Annotated in this window: 16 protein-coding genes, 1 tRNA gene and 1 other annotated feature; of the genes, 16 read left to right on the plus strand and 1 reads right to left on the minus strand. The window is 53.5% G+C overall.

Annotated features, from left to right (window positions below; all coding sequences use genetic code 11):
- The first annotated feature begins 10 nt into the window (after positions 1 to 10).
- The 3 genes from G614_RS0105555 to G614_RS0105565 are packed head-to-tail and all read left to right on the plus strand — an operon-like array spanning position 11 to position 2165.
- On the plus strand, positions 11 to 895 hold the full coding sequence (locus G614_RS0105555) for an SDR family oxidoreductase (RefSeq protein ID WP_027641163.1): 885 nt from the start codon (positions 11 to 13) through the stop codon (positions 893 to 895).
- A 22-nt stretch (positions 896 to 917) separates the two neighbouring features.
- Positions 918 to 1508 carry a hypothetical protein gene (locus tag G614_RS0105560; protein ID WP_027641164.1) on the plus strand — a complete coding sequence of 197 codons (591 nt, stop codon included), beginning with the start codon at positions 918 to 920 and terminating at the stop codon, positions 1506 to 1508.
- Positions 1509 to 1553: 45 nt separating this feature from the next.
- Positions 1554 to 2165 carry a biotin transporter BioY gene (locus G614_RS0105565; RefSeq protein WP_027641165.1) on the plus strand — a complete coding sequence of 204 codons (612 nt, stop codon included), beginning with the start codon at positions 1554 to 1556 and terminating at the stop codon, positions 2163 to 2165.
- A 6-nt stretch (positions 2166 to 2171) separates the two neighbouring features.
- On the opposite strand, the gene G614_RS0105570 is transcribed toward G614_RS0105565, so the two are convergent.
- Positions 2172 to 3137, minus strand: a complete 966-nt coding sequence (locus G614_RS0105570; protein WP_027641166.1) for a DNA-3-methyladenine glycosylase family protein — start codon at positions 3135 to 3137, stop codon at positions 2172 to 2174.
- 163 nt (positions 3138 to 3300) lie between these two features.
- Positions 3301 to 3572, plus strand: a binding site (T-box leader).
- Positions 3573 to 3723: 151 nt separating this feature from the next.
- On the opposite strand from G614_RS0105570, the gene pheS reads away from it, so the two are divergent.
- The 13 genes from pheS to G614_RS0105640 all read left to right on the plus strand — a co-directional run bounded on the left by pheS (position 3724) and on the right by G614_RS0105640 (position 20002).
- Positions 3724 to 4743 (plus strand): phenylalanine--tRNA ligase subunit alpha, encoded by a 1020-nt coding sequence (pheS, locus tag G614_RS0105575; protein ID WP_027641167.1) that lies wholly within the window; start codon positions 3724 to 3726, stop codon positions 4741 to 4743.
- Between the two features lie 48 nt (positions 4744 to 4791).
- Positions 4792 to 7224: a phenylalanine--tRNA ligase subunit beta gene (gene pheT / locus G614_RS0105580; protein WP_027641168.1), complete on the plus strand. Its 2433-nt coding sequence runs from the start codon at positions 4792 to 4794 to the stop codon at positions 7222 to 7224.
- A 203-nt stretch (positions 7225 to 7427) separates the two neighbouring features.
- Positions 7428 to 7514 (plus strand) — tRNA-Leu (locus G614_RS0105590).
- A 322-nt stretch (positions 7515 to 7836) separates the two neighbouring features.
- Entirely contained in the window at positions 7837 to 8574 is a 738-nt protein-coding gene (locus G614_RS0105595; protein WP_027641169.1) for an ABC transporter ATP-binding protein, read from the plus strand.
- A 17-nt stretch (positions 8575 to 8591) separates the two neighbouring features.
- Positions 8592 to 9512: a SufB/SufD family protein gene (locus G614_RS0105600; RefSeq protein ID WP_027641170.1), complete on the plus strand. Its 921-nt coding sequence runs from the start codon at positions 8592 to 8594 to the stop codon at positions 9510 to 9512.
- A gap of 118 nt (positions 9513 to 9630) precedes the next feature.
- Positions 9631 to 10926 (plus strand): Na+/H+ antiporter NhaC family protein, encoded by a 1296-nt coding sequence (locus G614_RS0105605; protein ID WP_027641171.1) that lies wholly within the window; start codon positions 9631 to 9633, stop codon positions 10924 to 10926.
- Positions 10923 to 12251 carry a sodium-dependent transporter gene (locus G614_RS0105610; protein WP_027641172.1) on the plus strand — a complete coding sequence of 443 codons (1329 nt, stop codon included), beginning with the start codon at positions 10923 to 10925 and terminating at the stop codon, positions 12249 to 12251. Before G614_RS0105605 ends, G614_RS0105610 begins: the two co-directional genes overlap by 4 nt.
- A 33-nt stretch (positions 12252 to 12284) precedes the next feature.
- Positions 12285 to 14036 (plus strand): S8 family peptidase, encoded by a 1752-nt coding sequence (locus G614_RS0105615; RefSeq protein WP_027641173.1) that lies wholly within the window; start codon positions 12285 to 12287, stop codon positions 14034 to 14036.
- Between the two features lie 343 nt (positions 14037 to 14379).
- Complete coding sequence (locus G614_RS0105620) at positions 14380 to 15390, plus strand: deoxyguanosinetriphosphate triphosphohydrolase (protein ID WP_027641174.1); 1011 nt, start codon at positions 14380 to 14382, stop codon at positions 15388 to 15390.
- 56 nt (positions 15391 to 15446) lie between these two features.
- Entirely contained in the window at positions 15447 to 17273 is a 1827-nt protein-coding gene (gene dnaG, locus G614_RS0105625; protein ID WP_027641175.1) for a DNA primase, read from the plus strand.
- Positions 17274 to 17303: 30 nt separating this feature from the next.
- Positions 17304 to 18428: an RNA polymerase sigma factor RpoD gene (rpoD, locus tag G614_RS0105630; protein ID WP_027641176.1), complete on the plus strand. Its 1125-nt coding sequence runs from the start codon at positions 17304 to 17306 to the stop codon at positions 18426 to 18428.
- Positions 18421 to 19206, plus strand: coding sequence for a tRNA (adenine(22)-N(1))-methyltransferase (locus G614_RS0105635; protein WP_027641177.1), 786 nt, complete (start codon positions 18421 to 18423; stop codon positions 19204 to 19206). Before rpoD ends, G614_RS0105635 begins: the two co-directional genes overlap by 8 nt.
- Complete coding sequence (locus G614_RS0105640; RefSeq protein WP_027641178.1) at positions 19193 to 20002, plus strand: Nif3-like dinuclear metal center hexameric protein; 810 nt, start codon at positions 19193 to 19195, stop codon at positions 20000 to 20002. Before G614_RS0105635 ends, G614_RS0105640 begins: the two co-directional genes overlap by 14 nt.
- The last annotated feature ends 37 nt before the right edge of the window (positions 20003 to 20039 follow it).

Below are 20039 nucleotides of genomic sequence, written 5' to 3' on the forward strand. Positions count from 1 at the left end.
TAAAAACAGAATGAACAGACGCTTATTAATAACCGGGGCCGGGGGATTTCTTGGTTCCCGGATTTGTGAATATTTTAGCGCCAGGGACGGATATGAGGCAGTGGGGGTGACACACAGAGAGCTGGATATTGAGGATTTTGTGGCGGTTTCCGCCTTTGTAAAGGCTATCCGGCCTGATTATGTCCTGCACTGCGCGGCAATTTCCGACACAGGTGCATGTGAAAGGAATCCGGTCCTCTCAGAGAAAGTTAATGTAGGAGGAACCGTCAATCTGGCCAAGGCGTGCAGGAACGCCGGCAGCCGTATGATATTTACCAGCTCTGACCAGATTTACAACACATCCCATTCCCTGGAACCCAACCGTGAGGGCAGCGAGGGAAAGCCGGGAAATGTGTATGGAAGAGATAAGAAACGGGCAGAGGAAGCCATGCTCACTTACCTGCCGGATGCGGTGGCCCTCAGGCTCTCATGGATGTATGACGCCCCATCCAGGGGAAGGGTGGGCAGCCAGGGCCTTTTGCAGAAGCTGATGGACGCGTTAAAGGAAAGGCGGGAGGTGGAGTTCCCTGTTCATGATTACAGGGGAATCACCTATGTGTGGGAAGTGGTGCGCCATCTGGAAGAAGCCATGGGGCTTCCCGGAGGCGTTTATAACTTTGGAAGTGAGAACCGGAACAACACCTTTGACACGGCCAGGCTGTTCCTCAGGGAATTGGCAGGAAGCGATTCCAGCAGCATATTAAAACGCAATGACGAGCGGTTTGCCTCCTGTCCCAGGAATCTGACCATGAATACGGACAAGATAAGGTCCCATGGGATACGGTTCTTCAATACCTCCGAGGGAATACGCAAGTGCTGCATGGAACACAGGGAAATGTCCCAGGCCCGGTGTTAAAGGCTATGAAAGGACGCATTATATGAGCAGACGCAACATATCGCCCCAGGCCGCCAGAATCTGCGGCCTGACGCTGCTTTGCCTGACCATCATGTTCGGGGTGGCTGCGGCCAACAAGGCAAAGGGCGGAGAAAAGCTGGTAAGTGAATATACGGTTCAGGACGAGGTGCTCCCCAGGCATGTGAAATTTGAGTCCATGCCCGCGGACCTGCCTCAGATGACAGTTGCCTGGTTTTATAAGTATAAGGGCCTGGGGCAGTTTGACATGTGCAGGAGGCTGTTCCCCCCAAATCAGCTGGAAGCCTTGAACTTTGACCAGGAGGACAGGGATTTTAAGGACGGATATTATATACAGGAGTACATTGTCCACGGATTTAAGACCCTGACCCAGGAGGAATATGAGGACCAGAAAGCCCATTATGACCAGCTGGCGGCCTCCTGCGGATATAAGGAGTACAAGGTGGTCCGGGTTTCCTTTTCCCAGAAATGGTCTCCCAAGGCCCTTAAGAGGGCCCCTCAGTGGGGGGACGGTGAGTTCGCCAGAGATTTTGCGGTGGGAAGGGAAGCCGGACTGCGGGAGAGATGGAAGATATTTGAGCTGGGCATGATGTGATTTGTCCGGCAGGCAGATTTTGATGAGACAGAAGGAGTGGAATAGATGAGACAGGAAAGCAGAACAGGAAGCCATACAATGGTGCAGCGGCACGGAATAGCAAGGGACCTGACGGTATGCGGGCTGTTTACGGCATTGACGGCAGTGGGGGCCTTTATTAAAATTGTCATACCGGTGGGAGCGGATACCATGAATTTCACCCTCCAGTGGTTTTTTGTGCTCCTGGCAGGCCTTTTGCTGGGCTCCAGAAGGGCCTTCCTCAGCGTGTCCGCCTATCTTCTGATCGGACTGGTGGGAATCCCTGTTTTTGCACGGGGAGGAGGCCCCTCCTATCTGATACGCCCCACTTTTGGGTTCCTGCTGGGATTTGCCCTGGCAGCCTATGTGATGGGGAAGTTAGTGGAATGGATGCACGCTTCAAAGCCGGGGGCCTGCCTGTTTAGCGCCACGGTGGGCTATGTGATTTATTACGGAATGGGAATCCTTTACTTTTACTTCATCACCCACTTTGTGGTAGTGACTCCCGACACAGTGGGATGGGGCGCCATCTTTGTGGTATACTGCCTGCCCACCATGATTCCGGACTATATACTCTGCATCCTGGCAGTGACGGTGGCAGGACGCCTGCGCCCGTCCATGGGGCGGCTTATGGAGTGACACAGCTCATTCCCTTCCCTGCCTGACGCTGCGCTCATAATAAAAGATATATTGCTGCATGATGCCGGCACAGCCGCTGTATCGCCCGAACACATCATCTACGATTGTTTCGCAGAGACGGTTTTTGGGGATGCGGCGGTATTTTTTTCTGTCAAAATACTGTTCCATCAGAATTTTTTCAATCCATGTGTCCACCGGAAACGCGTCTATGTGGTGGAGGCCGAAAAGGCATACGCAGTTGGCCACCTTTTTTCCGATTCCGTAAAATCCAGTGAGATATTCCATGGCTCCCTCATAGTCCAGGGCAGCCAGATGGGATAGATCCAGCCTGCCTGAAACCGCGTCCTGGCAGAGCCTGTGTATGTACTTGGCCCGGTAGCCCAGCTTAAGCCCCATTAAATCTTCCAGGGAAGCAAGACAGAGCTGGCTGGGGGAAGGAAAGGAGTAGGCCGGGGGAAGGCTCCTTCCCTGGGCATTTCCTTTCCCACGGGCATCTCCTTTTCCCTGGGCATCTTCTTTCCCCAGGTCTTGTCCATCCTCCAGGAGCGTGCCGTACCGGCTGCTGAGGGCTTCCACCAGCTGACGTATGTTCGGAATGGTCTTTTGCTGGGAAATCGCGAAGGTAATGATCATCTCCCAGGGGTCCTGGCGCAGAATTCGGATGCCTGCCCCGCTCATGGCAGCTGCCGTCAGGTAGGAATTTTCCCGGTCAATGGAGGCAATGACAGCCTGGTAATCCCGGTCCATGTCCAGATAGGACAGCCAGAAGTAAAGGTCCTCATGGGGACAGTCCAGGCAGATGAAAGTGCCGTCCTGCCATGCACGCAGGACGCGGAGGCCGCTGATGAGCCGGTAGCCGTTCTTTGACCCTGAAGGGTATGCATCCTCCGGCAGGGGAACCATGCGGAAACATTGACCGGACTGGTGAATCTGCTGCAGGTCCATGCAGGGAGTTTCATAACGATGAATCATATGGGTACGCCTTTCTTTTGTATGGGATTTTGGAAGGACCAGCACAAAATGGTCCCTGAATATAACTCTACCCCTTCTTTTTTTCAAAGTCAAATGTGATTTTCTGGCTTTCCGCTTGACATTTTCAGAAAATGTGACTAGAATGTAGGTTAGATTTGATAATCCAAAAGCGATGAAGGTGCATAGTAGACGTTTATTTTCCATCAGAGAGGGGAGGCCACCGGCTGAAAGCCTGCCCGGGTTCAGATAGACGGTTGAAATTCCCACCGGAGCCGTACAGGTAAAAGGATGCTTTCGCCAATCTGTGGAAGGATTCAGGTAGTCTGTGACGCAGGCACACGTTACGTGCATCAAGTGTCTGTATATTCCAGGTGCAGGTCCTGGGATGATACAGGAAGCAGGGTGGTACCGCGAGTTTACAGTCTCGTCCCTTCAGTGATGAAGAGACGGGGCTTTTTTGTTCCCTGGAACGCGGGTCCCATGAAACAAAAATGCTCCCCGGGGATTGCAGCTTTAAAGAAAGCCTGCTGCAGGCGGACAATCCCGGGAGCAGGATTCTATCTTGTTACAAAGAAAAGGAGAAGCCATGAAAGAGCAGTTAGAGAAAATCAAAGAAGAGGCGTTAAGGCAGATTGAATCTTCCGAAGCGCTGGAGAAACTGAATGACATCCGTGTATCTTATCTGGGTAAGAAGGGAGAACTGACTAACCTGTTAAAGGGCATGAAGGATGTTGCCCCGGAGGACCGGCCAAAGGTGGGCCAGATGGTCAATGATGTCAGGGGACTCATTGAGGGAAGGCTGGAGGAGGCCAAGACTGCCCTGGCTAAGAAGGCCAGGGAGGAGCAGTTAAAAAGGGAGGTCATCGACGTCACCCTTCCGGCCAGTAAGAATAATGTGGGCCACAGCCATCCGGGCACCATTGCCCTGGAAGAGGTGGAGCGCATTTTCGTGGGCATGGGATATGAGGTAGTGGAAGGTCCTGAGGTGGAGTACGACAGGTACAACTTTGAGAAGCTGAACATTCCCAAGGGGCACCCGGCCAGGGACGAGCAGGATACCTTCTACATCAATGAAAACATCCTGCTGCGCAGCCAGACATCACCTGTACAGGTGCGTACCATGGAGAAGGGCAAACTTCCCATTCGAATGATTGCGCCGGGCCGCGTGTTCCGTTCCGACGAGGTGGATGCCACCCATTCTCCCTCCTTTCATCAGATTGAGGGCCTTGTGATTGACAAGAACATCACATTTGCGGACCTTAAGGGTACGCTGGCCGAATTTGCCAGAGAGCTGTTCGGGCCTGAGACAAAGGTGAAGTTCCGTCCCCATCACTTCCCCTTTACGGAGCCCAGCGCCGAGGTGGATGTGACCTGTTTCAAATGCGGCGGTTCGGGCTGCCGGTTCTGTAAGGGGTCGGGCTGGATAGAGATTCTGGGATGCGGTATGGTGCACCCCCATGTACTGGAGATGTGCGGTATTGACCCGGATGAGTATTCCGGATTCGCATTTGGCGTGGGACTGGAGCGTATTGCTCTGCTTAAGTATGAAATTGACGACATGCGTCTGCTGTATGAAAACGATATCCGTTTCCTGAAACAGTTCTAAGATCATGCGCCCTGATAAACATTCATAGCATAGAAGGAGAGAGAACACATGAACACAGCATTATCATGGATAAAAGCATATGTCCCTGATTTGGATGTCACGGCCCAGGAATACACGGATGCCATGACGCTCACAGGAACCAAGGTAGAAGGTTATACATGTCTGGATAAGAACCTGGAAAAAATCGTTGTCGGAGAGATTCTTGAGGTCAAGGGCCATCCGGATGCAGATAAACTGGTGGTATGCCAGGTTAACGTGGGAGCGGGAGAGCCGGTGCAGATTGTCACAGGCGCCCCCAATATCACGGAGGAATCCACAGGTGAAAAGGTGCCCGTGGTGCTGGACGGCGGCCGCGTGGCGGGAGGCCACGACGGAGGCGCCCTTCCTGAGGATGGAATCAGGATTAAGCGGGGCAAGTTAAGAGGCGTGGAGTCCTGCGGCATGATGTGTTCCGTGGAGGAACTGGGCGCCAGCAGGGATATGTACCCGGACGCCCCGGAGAGCGGCATCTATATCCTTCCGGGGGACAGCGTGCCCGGCTCCGACGCAGTGGAAATCATGGGACTCAGGGACGTGGTGTTCGAGTATGAAATCACATCCAACCGCGTGGACTGCTACAGTGTGATTGGCATAGCCAGAGAGGCCGCGGCTACCTTTGGCAAGGCCTTCCATGCCCCGGTGGTCACACCAACAGGTAACGGTGAGGACATCCACGACTACCTGAATGTGCGGGTGGAGGACAGCGAACTGTGTCCCCGTTACTGCGCCAGGATGGTAAAGAATATAAAGCTTGCGCCTTCTCCCCAGTGGATGCAGCGCCGTTTGGCAGCCAGCGGCATCCGTCCCATCAATAATATTGTGGACATCACGAACTATGTCATGGAAGAGTATGGACAGCCCATGCACGCCTTTGACTATGACCAGCTGGCAGGCCACGAAATCGTGGTAAAATGCGCTAAGGACGGGGATGTGTTCCAGACCCTGGACGGACAGGAGAGGAAGCTGGATTCCACCATCCTCATGATTAATGACGGGGAAAAGGAAGTGGGAATCGCCGGCATCATGGGCGGAGAGAATTCCAAAATCACGGACAATGTACAGACTATGGTATTTGAGTCAGCCTGCTTCAACGGCACCAATATCCGTCTGTCAGCCAAGAAAGTGGGGCTGCGCACGGATGCTTCCGGAAAATACGAGAAGGGGCTGGACCCCAACACGGCAGAGGAAGCAGTAAACAGGGCCTGCCAGCTCATCGAGGAGCTGGGTGCGGGAGAGGTTGTGGGCGGCATCATCGACCTCTACCCTGAGAAGAGGACCAGCAGGCGGATTCCCTTTGACTCTGTTAAGATTAACAGGCTTTTAGGCACGGACATCCCTGAGGAAACCATGCTTTCCTACTTCGGGACCATTGAACTGGGCTATGACCCTGAGACAAAGGAGGTTATTGCTCCTACCTGGCGTCAGGACCTGGAGCGCATGGCTGATTTGGCTGAGGAAGTGGCCAGATTCTACGGCTATGACAAGATCCCCACCACACTGCCCTCCGGCGAAGCCACCACAGGAAAGCTTTCCTACAAGCTCCAGATAGAGAAGGTAGCCAGGGAGATAGCAGAGTTCTGCGGATTTTCCCAGGGCATGACATATTCCTTTGAGAGTCCCAAGGTATTTGACAGGATGCTGATTCCTGAGGACAGTGCCCTGAGGAAAACGGTGGAGATATCCAATCCCCTGGGAGAGGATTTCAGCGTCATGCGCACCACATCCTTAAACGGCATGCTGACCTCCCTGTCCACCAACTACAACCGTCGGAACAAGGACGTGCGCCTGTACGAGCTGGCCAATGTATACCGTCCCAAGTCCCTGCCTATGACAGAGCTTCCAGACGAGCGCATGCAGTTCACCCTGGGAATGTACGGGAGCGGTGATTTCTTTACCATGAAGGGCGTGGTGGAAGAGTTTTTCGAGAAGGCCGGAATGCATAAAAAGCCTCATTATGACCCCAGTGCAGAGCATCCTTACCTTCATCCCGGAAGAAAGGCCGACATCCTGTATGACGGCACAGTGGTAGGCTTCCTGGGCGAGGTACACCCGGATGTGGCTGATAACTATAGGATTGGCGACAGGGCTTACATTGCCGTCATTGATATGCCGTCTATTATGGATTTCACCACCTTTGACCGCAAGTATACCGGCATAGCCAGGTTCCCGGCTGTGACCAGGGACATCAGTATGGTGGTACCAAAGGATATCCTGGTGGGGCAGATTGAGGATGTGATTGAGCAGAGGGGAGGAAAGGTCCTGGAAAGCTACAAGCTCTTTGATGTGTACGAGGGAGCACAGGTACTGGCAGGCCACAAGTCGGTGGCATACTCCATTACCTTCCGGGCTAAGGACCACACCCTGGAGGAAAAGGAAGTCACGTCTGTGATGAATAAGATACTCAACGGATTAAGCGGGCTGGGAATCGAACTCAGGGCTTAAGACAGCTGATAGAACAGAATAGGGTATGTGTGAATGGCTGCCGGCAGGATGAATTGGTTGCCGGCAGCTGCTTTTCCTGAGCTTCATGGATTTTCTTTATATTGTAAGTTTCTGGATTTTTTGAAAAATATTGCCGAAAAATGATTGACAAATCATAAATCATCCTTTATAATAACCTACGTTGCTTGCGAGAGCAGCGTAACGCAGAAGTGGCGGAATAGGCAGACGCGCACGGTTCAGGTCCGTGTGGTAGTAATACCGTGTGGGTTCGACTCCCATCTTCTGCACCAGATAATGATAATCCGAACCCGGTTCCAATGGGGACGGCTTCGGATTTTTAGTATATCTTGAGTGCTAAAGCAAAAACGGCGGTATCGTGAGTGATACCGCCGTTTTTGTCATACGCTCCTTTCTTTATCCGCTTCTTTTGTCCGCTGCTTGCGGAGAAGATCGGTGTTTCCGCGCCCACCCGGAACACCGGGAGGAAGCACAAATTCCACCATTAGAGGTAAAGTTTTGATAGTAATTTAGTAGGAAATGGTATATACTGTAAGTTGTGGCTTAAAATAAGCAGTACAGTGAGAGAGAGAAAAGAAGAGAGGAAGGAAGATCATGCTTACATTAGAGAATCTCTCCTTTGACGTGAATGATGAAAAGGGAGAAATAGGTATCATCAAAGATATAAGCTTTACAGTGGACGACGGTAAGTTTGTGGTCATAACAGGCCCTAACGGCGGCGGCAAGTCCACCACGGCTAAACTAATCATGGGAATTGAACGCCCCACAGGAGGACGTATCCTCTTTGACGGACAGGATATAACAGATATGAGTATTACAGACAGGGCTAACCTGGGAATCAGCTTCGCGTTCCAGCAGCCTGTCCGCTTTAAGGGCGTGCAGGTAATCGATCTGCTCCGTCTGGCAGCCAGGAAAAAGCTGACGGTATCGGAAGCCTGTCAATACCTGGCCGAGGTGGGGCTCTGCGCCAAGGACTACATCAACCGCGAGGTCAACGCCAGCCTGTCCGGCGGCGAGCTCAAGAGAATCGAGATTGCCACTGTCATTGCCAGGGCTTCCAAGCTTTCCGTATTTGACGAGCCTGAGGCAGGCATTGATCTGTGGAGTTTCCAGAACCTGATTCAGGTGTTTGAGCGCATGAGACAGAACACCAACGGTTCCATCCTTATCATATCCCATCAGGAACGGATTCTCAATATTGCGGATGAGATTGTGGTGATCGCAGACGGCAAGGTAGTGAACCAGGGCACCAGGGATGAAATCATGCCTCAGATCATGGGTACTTCGTCCGCGGTGGACGCCTGCAGTAAATTTTGTGCGACAGCGCAGTGAGGGGAGGAGTGAGCGAGATGGCAGACAGCATTCAGGAGAGAATATTAGAGGAAGTGGCCGACCTTCACGGTGTTCCGGAAGGGGCCTATAATATAAGGGCCAACGGCCAGACAGCCGGCCGCAATACCACGGCCAACATAGACATTGTCACAAAGACGGATAAGCCGGGAATCGACATCCGCATCAAACCCGGCACCAGGAACGAAAGTGTACACATTCCCGTGGTGGTCAGCGCCAGCGGATTAAAGGAGATGGTCTATAACGATTTCTTCATCGGTGAGGACTCTGATGTGGTCATCGTGGCAGGCTGCGGCATTCATAACTGCGGGGACCAGGATTCGGAGCATGACGGAATCCACCGCTTCTTTGTGGGAAAGAATGCCAGGGTCAAATATGTGGAGAAGCATTACGGCGAGGGGGACGGCAACGGCAAGCGCATCCTGAATCCGGGCACGGAAGTCTACATGGAGGAAAACAGCTACATGGAGATGGAGATGGTCCAGATTGAGGGCGTGGACTCCACCAACAGGACCAACTCCGCTGAGCTGGCCGCGGGAGCCAAGCTTATAGTGCGGGAACGCCTTCTGACCCATGGCAGCCAGAATGCAGAGAGTACTTACATCGTGAATCTGAACGGAGAGGATTCCAGCGCGGATGTGGTGTCACGTTCCGTTGCCAAGGATACCTCAAGGCAGACCTTCAATTCCAAAATCGTGGGCAACGCCAAGTGCAGCGGACACACGGAGTGTGACGCCATCATCATGGACGATGCCAAGATTTTTGCCATTCCGGGACTGATTGCCAACAACATTGACGCGGCCCTGATTCACGAGGCAGCCATAGGCAAGATTGCAGGGGAGCAGATTGTGAAGCTCATGACCCTGGGTCTTACAGAGGAAGAGGCGGAAGCCCAGATTGTCAACGGCTTCTTAAAATAGTATATAGAACAATTGAACATGGATAAAGCTGCTGCGGCCCAACAGGCCGCAGCTTGCGTATGTACCGGTGTATATGATACGGGCGGTACGCCAGCATATGATACAGGAGGACAAAAACATGGAGGAAAATCGTGAGGGAAGGGCGGCGGCCCTTCTGCCTATTCTGATATTTCTGCTGATTTTCTTGGGATCCGGGTTCATTACCGGAGATTTCTACAGTATGCCGGCCATTGTGGCCTTTTTGATTGCGCTTCTGGCGGCCTTTGTGCAGAACAGGGAGCTGGGCTTTTCGGAAAAGATAAAGCTGGCCGCACAGGGCGTAGGGGATGAGAATATCATCACCATGTGCCTCATATTCCTGGCAGCAGGTGCCTTTACAGGCGCTGTGAAGGCTGCCGGCGGCGTGGAATCCACGGTCAATCTGGGGCTGTCCATCCTGCCCTCCAACGTGGCTGTGGCAGGACTGTTTCTCATTGGGTGTTTCATATCCATATCCATGGGAACCTCGGTGGGTACTATCACAGCCCTGGCTCCCATTGCGGCGGGAATCAGCCAGAAGACCGGATTCTCCATGGCGGTCTGCGCGGGTGCCGTGGTGGGCGGGGCCATGTTCGGAGACAACCTGTCCATGATATCCGACACAACCATAGCAGCGGTAAAGACACAGGGCTGCGAGATGAAGGACAAGTTCAGGGAGAACTTCCTCATCGTACTGCCGGCAGCCATTGTCACGATCCTTTTATTCCTGGTCCTGGGAAAGGATGCCTCGTTCCGGATACAGGGCAGCCTTGACTACAGCCTGTTACGGGTGATGCCTTATATGGTGGTGCTGGCAGGCGCCCTGGCAGGAGTGAACGTATTTCTGGTTCTCATGACCGGCACTGTGCTGAGCCTGATAGCCGGAGTGGCTACAGGTGCCTTTGGGGCGGGGGAAATGTTCACCCAGGTGGGCGCGGGGCTCACGGGAATGTATGATATCACGGTGATATCCGTGATTGTGGCCTGCATCGTGGCCCTGGTAAAGGAGTACGGAGGGATTGCCTTCATTCTTTCCTTCATCAAAAAGAGAATCAACGGTGAAAGGGGAGGAGAGCTTGGAATCGCTGCCCTGGCTCTTCTGGTAGACATGTGTACGGCCAATAATACGGTGGCCATTGTCATGGCTGGTCCCATTGCAAAGGAAATCAGCGATGATTTCGGCGTGACGCCCAGGCGTTCCGCGTCCCTCTTGGACATGTTCAGCTCCATGGCACAGGGACTGATTCCCTACGGCGCCCAGCTTCTGGCGGCAGCCGGCCTGACAGGCCTGACACCTTTTGAAATCATTCCCTACTGCTTTTATCCCATCCTCATGGGAGTCAGCGGGCTGATATTCATATTCATTAAAAAGAGACATGGAAAGGTACTGGTATGAAGACTAAGAATCAATGGGCAAGTAAACTTGGATTTATCATGGCAACCGCAGGGGCAGCCATAGGACTGGGAAACCTGTGGAAGTTCCCCTATCTCATGGGACGAAACGGAGGAGCGTCCTTCCTGGTGGTATATTTATTCTTTATCTGCATTCTGGGCGTACCGGTGATGATGCTGGAGATGTCCCTGGGCAGAAAGACCCGCCACGATCCCGTGCTGGCATACGGGGATATCCACCCCAATGCCAGGATTGCAGGGGTGTTCGGCGTGGCGGCGGCATTCCTGATTCTGTCCTACTACAGTGTCATCGGAGGCTGGATCATCAAGTATATTGTGAGCTATGGAACCACCCTCCATGCCCCGAAAGATTTTGAGGCATTTATCAGCGCGCCGGTTGAGCCGGTGTTCTGGCATTTCCTGTTCCTCTTTATGACAACAGCTGTCTGTTATCACGGCATCAGCGGTATCGAGAATGTCAGCAGGATCATGATGCCCCTGCTTTTTGTGCTGCTGATTGTAATTATCGTGAGAAGCGTGACCCTGCCTGACGCGGCCCTGGGCCTTAAATTCATCTTTATTCCCAGCAGCGCGGCCTTTAACATGAAGGCGGTCAGCGCGGCCCTGGGGCAGGTGTTTTATTCGCTGAGCCTCTGTATGGGAATCACCATTACTTACGGAAGCTATCTGGGAGATAAGGAAAATATTCCCAAAAGCTGCGCCAGCGTGGCGGGACTGGATACCATCATTGCATTGATGTCAGGTATAGCCATCTTTCCGGCGGTGTTTTCCTTTGGACTGGAGCCGGGACAGGGGCCGGGCCTTATATTCGGCACCCTTCCCAAGGTTTTTGCCTCCATTAAAGGAGGGTCAGTCTTTGCAATCCTGTTCTTTGCACTGGTGCTGTTTGCTGCCGTGACCAGCGCCATTGCCCTGCTGGAGGTGGTGGTTTCCTTTGCAGTGGACAGCCTTAAGTGGACCAGGAAAAAGGCTACGGTCATCCTGGGCCTTCTGATTTTCCTGGCAGGGGTTCCCAGCGCCCTGTCCTTCGGCACCCTGGGGGATGTGACCATCCTCAATTACAGCGTGTTCGACTTTGTGGGAATGGTGACGGACAACATCCTCCTTCCCTTTGGCGGCCTGGCCATGTGCTATTTTATCGGCTGGAAATGGAATCCCCAGTATCTGGTGGACGAGGTGGAGAAAAACGGGGTCACATTCAAGCTTAAGAAGCTGTGGATATTCTGTATCCGTTTTCTCACCCCGATTCTGGTTGCGTCTGTCACATTGACGGGATTTGCCAGTATTTATTCTATTGTGCGGGGATAGGAATACACATATGGGTAGAGGAGGTGCGCCCATATGGAAAATCAGAAACGGGAAAATCTGCTGAACCTGGCCCTGGATGCCACGGAGGAGGAACGGCTGAAATCAGTGAACCTGAATGTGGGGTATGACCCTGGGGAGAAGACCTGGGAGCTCATAGTCAGGTACAATGGCTCACTTGAGTCCCTTCGGGACGAAGGCATCCGGGTGGATGAGCTGGCTGCCGGATATGCGGTCCTGGTGGTGCCGGAGAGCCGTATAGAACAGGTCAGCGCCATGGAGCAAATTGTATACATTGAGAAACCAAAGAGGCTGTTCTTTGCCAGCAACATGGCAAGGGCAGCCTCCTGTCTAAGCACGATTCAGACCAGCAGCGGGTCAGGAGCAGGGGGAGCGGGAGCAGGCGTCATAAGCGGCCTGGAATCCGGCCTCACGGGAAGAGGTGTGCTGGTGGCAGTGATTGATTCCGGCATTGACTACTTTCATCCGGATTTCAGGAACCAGGACGGAACCACCCGCATCGGACTGCTGGCGGACCAGGACAGGGACCGGATTTATACCAGGGAGGAGATCAATGCTGCCCTGGAAACCGGTAGCCGGTCATCGGCCCTGGCTCTGGTGCCTTCCACGGACCCCAGCGGACACGGGACAGCGGTTGCAGCCATTGCAGCCGGAAACGGCAGGGAGGGAAACGGTGTTTACCGGGGCGTTGCCTATGAGAGCGAGCTCATGGTGGTGAAACTGGGAACGCCCCTGACGGACAGCTTTCCGCGGACCACCCAGCTGATGAAGGCCCTGGACCTGGTGGTCCGGCGGGCCCAGGATATGAACCGGCCCCTGGCTGTGAACTTAAGCTTTGGAAATACCTACGGCTCCCATGACGGGACCAGCCTGCTGGAGACCTTCGTCAACGACATGTCGAACATTGGAAGGAACGTCATCGTGGCCGGCACAGGAAACGAGGGAACCGGGGCAGGACACAGGGCAGGGAGTCTGGTCATGGGACAGGAGGAAAATGCGGAGCTGTCCATTGCGCCCTATGAGACAGGGATGGGAGTGCAGCTGTGGAAGTCCTATGTGGACCAGTTTTCCATCCGCCTGGTCACGCCGTCAGGGGAGGTCATCGGGCCCATCGACAGCCGATTGGGCCCTCAGACCCTGCGCTACGGGGGAACGCAGATCCTGATTTATTACGGCAAGCCCAGTCCCTTCAGCCGGGCCCAGGAGGTATACTTTGATTTCCTGCCTGTGAGGGATTATCTGGACAGCGGTATCTGGACCTTCCGCCTGACGCCGGAGCGGATTGTGACCGGCCAGTACGATATGTGGCTGCCTTCCAGGGGGATTTTAAATCCGTCCACCCGCTTTTTAAGGCCGGTTCCGGAAACCACCCTGACCATTCCCTCCACTGCTGCCAATGTGATATCCGTGGGGGCTTACGATGACTCTTACCGCGCCTACGCGGATTTTTCCGGCCGCGGTTTCACCCGCCAGACGCGGCAGGTAAAACCGGACCTGGCAGCCCCCGGGGTGGATATTGTCACAGCCAGGCGGGGAGGCGGATACGAGGCAGTGACAGGAACCTCATTTGCAGCCCCCTTTGTCACGGGCAGCGCGGCCCTGCTGATGCAGTGGGGGATTTTGCAGGGTAACGACCCCTTTCTTTACGGTGAGAAGGTTAAGGCATATTTTACCAGAGGGGCCAGGCACCTTCCGGGGTATGATGTGTGGCCAAATGAGAGGCTGGGGTATGGGACCCTTTGTGTGAGGGACAGTCTGCCAATATAGATTCTGTTTTGCAAAGTCAGGGGAGTAGGACTTTAGTAACAGGTTTATAAAATAGAGCACACTTTATTCAACACTTTTTGCGTTAAATAAAGTGTGCTTTATGAGTTGATTAAAATAGCAGAAGGGAATGGGGGCTGGGATGAGCCATGCGGGTTTACAGATTTGGAGCCTTGGAAAGGCACCAAAAGTTACATCCTCTAGGAAATAGTTAGAATTTATGATATAATGTGAGCATTAGGCAGCTGTTTACAGGCCTGATGCTCTTTTGCTTACGCAATATTTGAAATTTTTGTAGTAAAAACAGGAATCCGACAATATAATAATAGAGATAGGGAGTGGATGGATGAATATCAGGGAGTCACTGGAAGCATTGGAAGAATCGTACATGAGCCCCTATGCGTCCCTTAGCAGCAGGACCAGGGGACGGGACAAGCCGGAGCAGCTGTGCGATATGCGGCCTGAATACCAGCGGGACAGGGACCGAATCCTTCACTCCAAGGCATTCCGGCGGCTGAAGCATAAGACACAGGTGTTTTTGGCGCCCGAGGGGGACCATTACAGGACCAGGCTTACCCATACCCTGGAGGTATCCCAGATAGCCCGCACCATAGCCAAGACTCTGCGGCTCAATGAGAGCCTGACAGAGGCCATTGCGCTGGGCCATGATCTGGGGCATACGCCCTTCGGCCATTCCGGTGAATACATACTGAATAAGATATGTGAGGACGGCTTCACCCACTATGAGCAGAGCGTGCGTATTGTGGAGGTGCTGGAAAAGGACGGGAGAGGATTGAACCTGACCTGGGAGGTGCGGGACGGCATACGCAACCACAGGACCTCCGGTCATCCGTCCACCCTGGAGGGCGCCATTGTCCGGCTGTCGGATAAGATTGCTTATATCAACCACGATATAGACGACGCCATCCGGGCCAGGATGTTCACGGAGCATGATCTGCCCAGGGTGTATACCGATGTGCTGGGCCACAGTGTCAGAGAACGTCTCAACAACATGATTCACGACATCATACTGAACAGTATGGACAAACCTGCCATTACCATGTCGGAGGGAATGGAGGAGGCCATGCAGGGCCTGCGCAAATGGATGTTTGACAATGTATACAAGAACGATATACCCAAGGCAGAGGAGGGAAAGGCCCAGAACATGATTACCCGGCTCTATGAGTATTATATGGGGCATGTGGATAAGCTGCCGGTGGAGTATGTGCTTCTTATGGTCAACAAGGGGGAAAAGAAGTCCCGGGTAGTGTGCGATTACATTGCCGGCATGAGCGACATCTATGCCATTGACCAGTTTGAGGAATTATTCGTTCCAAAGCGGTGGAACGTGTACTGACAATCCGGCCGTATTCGTACAGCCGGAATTAAAAGATACAGAAGGGAGATTATTGCATGTACTATCCCGATGAAGTCATTGAAGAAGTGAGAATGAAGAATGACATCGTGGACGTGATTTCAGGATATGTGAAACTGCAGAAAAAGGGGGCCAACTATTTCGGCCTGTGCCCCTTCCACAATGAGAAATCCCCATCCTTTTCCGTATCGCCGGGGAAGCAGATGTATTACTGCTTTGGCTGCGGGGCAGGGGGAAATGTCATCACCTTTCTGATGGAATATGAAAATTATACCTTCCAGGAGGCGCTTTCGTCCCTGGCTGACAGGGCCGGCGTGAGCCTGCCCAAGATGGAGTACGGCCGCGAGGCCAGGGAGCAGGCAGAGATGAGGACCAGGCTCCTGGAAGTGAATAAGCTGGCGGCAAACTATTTCTATTATCAGATGAAACAGCCCCAGGGCAAGCCGGCCTATGATTATTTCCGCCTTAAGAGGGGACTGGCGGATGAGACTATCGTCCATTTCGGCCTGGGCTATTCCAATAAGACCAGCGATGATTTGTACCGCTACCTGAAGGGAAAGGGTTACGAGGACAGCTTCCTTAAGGATACCGGCCTGGTGACACTGGAGGAACGGGGCGGAAGGGACAAGTTCTGGAACCGCGTCATGTTCCCCATCATGGATGTGAACAACCGTGTCATTGGCTTTGGAGGCCGTGTCATGGGGGACGGGGAGCCAAAATACCTGAATTCCCCGGAGACAAAACTCTTTGACAAGAGCCGCAATCTCTACGGCCTGAATTATGCCAGGCTTTCCAGGGAAGGATATCTACTGATTTGTGAAGGGTATCTGGACGTCATATCCCTGCACCAGGCAGGTTTTACCAACGCGGTGGCGTCCCTGGGCACTGCCTTTACCAGCCAGCACGCCAATGTGCTGAAACGGTACACGGACCAGGTTATCCTTACCTATGACAGCGACGGAGCCGGGGTGAAGGCGGCGCTGAGGGCCATTCCCATCTTAAAGGAGGTGGGGATGTCCATTAAGGTACTGAACATGAAGCCCTATAAGGACCCGGACGAGTTCATCAAGAACATGGGGGCGGAGGCATTCCGCCAGCGGATTAAGGAGGCCAAGAACAGCTTTCTCTTTGAGGTGGATGTACTGCGGCGGGGATATGAGATGGATAATCCGGAGCAGAAGACCAGGTTCTACCAGGAGACGGCGAGGAAGCTTCTACAGTTTGGAGAGTCCCTGGAGCGGGAAAATTATCTCCAGGCAGTGGCCAGGGAGCAGATGATTCCGGCGGACGAGCTGAGAGGTCTGGTAAACCGCATGGGCATGTCCATGGGGCTTAAGGCAGGTGAAAGCCTGAACCATTCCGGCCGCGTGGTACCCCGGGAGACAGAGGAAGAGGTATTCCCCGGAAGAGGACTTGCCGGCAGCCGCAAACCCAGGCGGCCGGATAAGGAGGATGGAATCCGCCGTTCCCAGAGACTGCTTCTCACCTGGCTCATAGAGACCCCGGCCCTGTTTGAGAAGATAGAGGGCGTCATAACGGCAGATGATTTTGTGGAGGATTTGTATCATCAGGTGGCACAGATGGTATTTGACGGACACAGGGAGGGAAATTTAAACCCAGCAGCCATACTCAGCCGGTTCATCAACGATGAGGACCAGTATAAGGAAGTGGCGGCCCTGTTTAACGCCAGTTTAAAGGAATCCCTGAACAATGAAGAACAAAAGAAGGCATTTTCGGAGACTGTGATGAAGGTCAGAAAGAACAGCCTGGATGTGGCCAGCCGCAATGCAAAGGATATAACCCAGTTACAGGAGATTATCAGGCAGCAGGCAGCCTTAAAGCAGCTGCACATCTCCCTGGATTGACAGCATTTCATAGGAAGGATGGACCAAGTTATGGAAGGGACGGACGTGTTTGAGGAGAAACTGGCAGGACTTCTGGAGGAAGCCAAGAAAAAGAAAAATGTATTGGAATACCAGGAGGTCATGAATTATTTTGGTCAGGAACCCCCTGCCGCCAACCAGTTGGACAGGCTGTTTGAGTTCCTGGACCAGAATAAGGTGGACGTCATCCGCATGGGGACAGAGGATGAGCTGGACCCTGACCTTTTCATCGAGGAGGAAATGGAACTGGATGAAGAGGAAGAAATTGATGTGGAACACCTGGACCTGTCGGTCCCCGAGGGCGTCAGCCTGGAGGACCCTGTGCGCATGTATCTGAAGGAGATTGGAAAGATTCCTCTTCTGGGCATGGAGGATGAGGTGGAGCTGGCCAAGAAGATGGAGCTCGGCGACCCGGAAGCCAGGAAACGCCTGGCAGAGTCCAATCTGCGCCTGGTGGTCAGCATTGCCAAGCGGTATGTGGGCAGGGGAATGCAGTTTTTAGACCTGATTCAGGAAGGAAACCTGGGGCTTATCAAGGCAGTGGAGAAATTTGATTATACCAAGGGGTATAAGTTCAGCACCTATGCCACATGGTGGATCCGCCAGGCCATTACCAGGGCTATTGCGGACCAGGCCAGGACCATACGGATTCCGGTCCATATGGTGGAAACCATCAACCGCCTGGTGCGCACCTCCCGCCAGCTTCTGCAGGAGCTGGGCAGGGAGCCCACCACGGAGGAGATTGCGGCCAGGCTGGACTTACCGGTGGAGCGGGTATCTGAAATCATGAAGATGTCCCAGGAACCGGTGTCCCTGGAGACGCCCATCGGTGAAGAGGAGGACAGCCATCTGGGAGACTTCATACAAGACGACAATGTGCTGGTGCCTCAGGACGCGGCAGCCTTTACCCTTCTCCATGAACAGCTGATGGAAGTGCTGCTGACACTGACGGAGCGGGAGCAGAAGGTGCTGCGCCTTAGGTTCGGCCTGGACGACGGACGCCCCAGGACCCTGGAGGAAGTGGGAAAGCAGTTTAATGTGACGAGGGAGAGGATACGCCAGATTGAGGCAAAGGCCCTGCGCAAGCTGCGCCATCCCAGCAGAAGTAAAAAGTTAAAGGATTATCTGGATGAATAGTAACAAGTTAGAGACAAGAGATAAAAGAGAACAGGCGGGAACAGTAAAGCTGTCGGCCCGTCTTTTGACCGTAGCCGGTTTTGTGAAGCAGGGAAGCCGCATTGCAGATGTGGGTACGGACCACGGCTATATACCCGTGTACCTGGCCCAGACAGGGCGTATTGCCTCTGCCCTGGCCATGGACGTAAGATACGGCCCCCTGGAGAGGGCCCAGGCCCATGTAAGGGAATACGAGGCGTGGGAGAGGGCACACAGGCAGGATTCCCCGTCGGTTCCCATTAATACAAGGCTCAGTGACGGCCTGAAGGAGCTTAAGCCTGGTGAGGCGGACACGGTCATCATAGCGGGCATGGGCGGTGAGCTGATTATAAAGATCCTGGATGAGGGACGCCATGTGTGGGACAGCGTTAAACAGTATATCCTTTCGCCCCAGTCGGATTTGGATAAGGTAAGGCGTTATCTGGCCGGACATGGTTTTGCCATTGGGGACGAAGCCATGGTAAAGGACGAAGGAAAATATTATACGGTGATGAGCGTGAAAAGGGGCTTTATGGAATATGAAAGCCAGGCCCATTATCTTTACGGAAGGATCCTGATTGGTAAGAAGGACGTTACCTTAAGGGAATATCTGGACAGGGAGACGCTCAGAATAGAGAAAATCCTGGAATCCCTTCAGGAAAAAGAGGGGATTACCGACACAGAGACCAGGGCGGAGGCCAGAATAAGCAGGCAGAGGGAACTGTCCTGGATTAAGGAGGCACAAGATGAAATGCAGTGAAATCATGGAAGTATGCAGGAAACTGGCGCCGGAGGACTGCGCCTGTGACTGGGATAATCCCGGCCTTCTGGCAGGCAGAAGCGATAAGGAAGTAAGAAAGATATACATTGCCCTGGATGCCACGGACAAGGTGGTGAAGGAGGCTGCGGCTTTGGGGGCGGATATGCTTTTGACCCATCATCCCCTGATATTCAAGGCCATCAAGAAGGTAAATGACCAGAACTTCATCACCAGAAGACTGGTGAAGCTGATACAGGCAGATATTTCCTATTATGCCATGCATACCAACTTTGATGCCGCCCCCGGCTGCATGGCTGATTTGGCCGCAAAACGGCTGGGCCTGGCTGACTGTGTCCCGCTGGAGGCGCTGGGGGAGATGAATGGCCCGGAGGGCGCTGTTTCCTACGGCATCGGCAAGAGCGGAGTCTTAAGGGAGGAAGTGACTGTAAGGGAGCTGGCGGCCCATGTAAAGGATGTGTTCGGCCTTCCCTTTGCCCTTGTGTACGGGGATGAACTTATGGAACAGAAGGTTTCCCGTATATCCGTATGCCCCGGTGCGGGGGGAAGCGAAATTGAGGGGGCGCTGGCCTGGGGGGCCCAGGTCCTTGTGACAGGGGATATAAGCTACCATCAGGGGATAGACGCGGCAGCCAGGGGCATGGCTATTATCGACGGAGGCCACTATGGCCTGGAGCATATCTTTATCCCGTATATGGCCGGGTTTCTCAGGAAGAATCTGGGAAGCCAGGTTGAACTGGAGCAGGCGCCGCCCCAGTGGCCTGCCATGATTGTGTGACAGGAGAACCGGTTTCTGTAAAATGAAGGAGGTAAGT

It is taken from the genome of [Clostridium] clostridioforme AGR2157, assembly GCF_000424325.1.
GTDB classification, from domain to species: domain Bacteria; phylum Bacillota; class Clostridia; order Lachnospirales; family Lachnospiraceae; genus Enterocloster; species Enterocloster clostridioformis_A.

Excerpts from the sequence above, each read along its gene's own strand:
- G614_RS0105610 (WP_027641172.1), top strand. The coding sequence starts at position 10,923 with ATGAAGACTAAGAATCAATGGGCAAGTAAACTTGGATTTATCATGGCA.
- G614_RS0105570 (WP_027641166.1), bottom strand. The coding sequence starts at position 3,137 with ATGATTCATCGTTATGAAACTCCCTGCATGGACCTGCAGCAGATTCAC.
- pheT (WP_027641168.1), top strand. The coding sequence starts at position 4,792 with ATGAACACAGCATTATCATGGATAAAAGCATATGTCCCTGATTTGGAT.
- G614_RS0105555 (WP_027641163.1), top strand. The coding sequence starts at position 11 with ATGAACAGACGCTTATTAATAACCGGGGCCGGGGGATTTCTTGGTTCC.
- G614_RS0105640 (WP_027641178.1), top strand. The coding sequence starts at position 19,193 with ATGAAATGCAGTGAAATCATGGAAGTATGCAGGAAACTGGCGCCGGAG.
- G614_RS0105605 (WP_027641171.1), top strand. The coding sequence starts at position 9,631 with ATGGAGGAAAATCGTGAGGGAAGGGCGGCGGCCCTTCTGCCTATTCTG.
- G614_RS0105565 (WP_027641165.1), top strand. The coding sequence starts at position 1,554 with ATGAGACAGGAAAGCAGAACAGGAAGCCATACAATGGTGCAGCGGCAC.
- rpoD (WP_027641176.1), top strand. The coding sequence starts at position 17,304 with ATGGAAGGGACGGACGTGTTTGAGGAGAAACTGGCAGGACTTCTGGAG.
- G614_RS0105620 (WP_027641174.1), top strand. The coding sequence starts at position 14,380 with ATGAATATCAGGGAGTCACTGGAAGCATTGGAAGAATCGTACATGAGC.
- G614_RS0105615 (WP_027641173.1), top strand. The coding sequence starts at position 12,285 with ATGGAAAATCAGAAACGGGAAAATCTGCTGAACCTGGCCCTGGATGCC.
- G614_RS0105635 (WP_027641177.1), top strand. The coding sequence starts at position 18,421 with ATGAATAGTAACAAGTTAGAGACAAGAGATAAAAGAGAACAGGCGGGA.
- G614_RS0105600 (WP_027641170.1), top strand. The coding sequence starts at position 8,592 with ATGGCAGACAGCATTCAGGAGAGAATATTAGAGGAAGTGGCCGACCTT.
- G614_RS0105595 (WP_027641169.1), top strand. The coding sequence starts at position 7,837 with ATGCTTACATTAGAGAATCTCTCCTTTGACGTGAATGATGAAAAGGGA.
- pheS (WP_027641167.1), top strand. The coding sequence starts at position 3,724 with ATGAAAGAGCAGTTAGAGAAAATCAAAGAAGAGGCGTTAAGGCAGATT.
- G614_RS0105560 (WP_027641164.1), top strand. The coding sequence starts at position 918 with ATGAGCAGACGCAACATATCGCCCCAGGCCGCCAGAATCTGCGGCCTG.
- dnaG (WP_027641175.1), top strand. The coding sequence starts at position 15,447 with ATGTACTATCCCGATGAAGTCATTGAAGAAGTGAGAATGAAGAATGAC.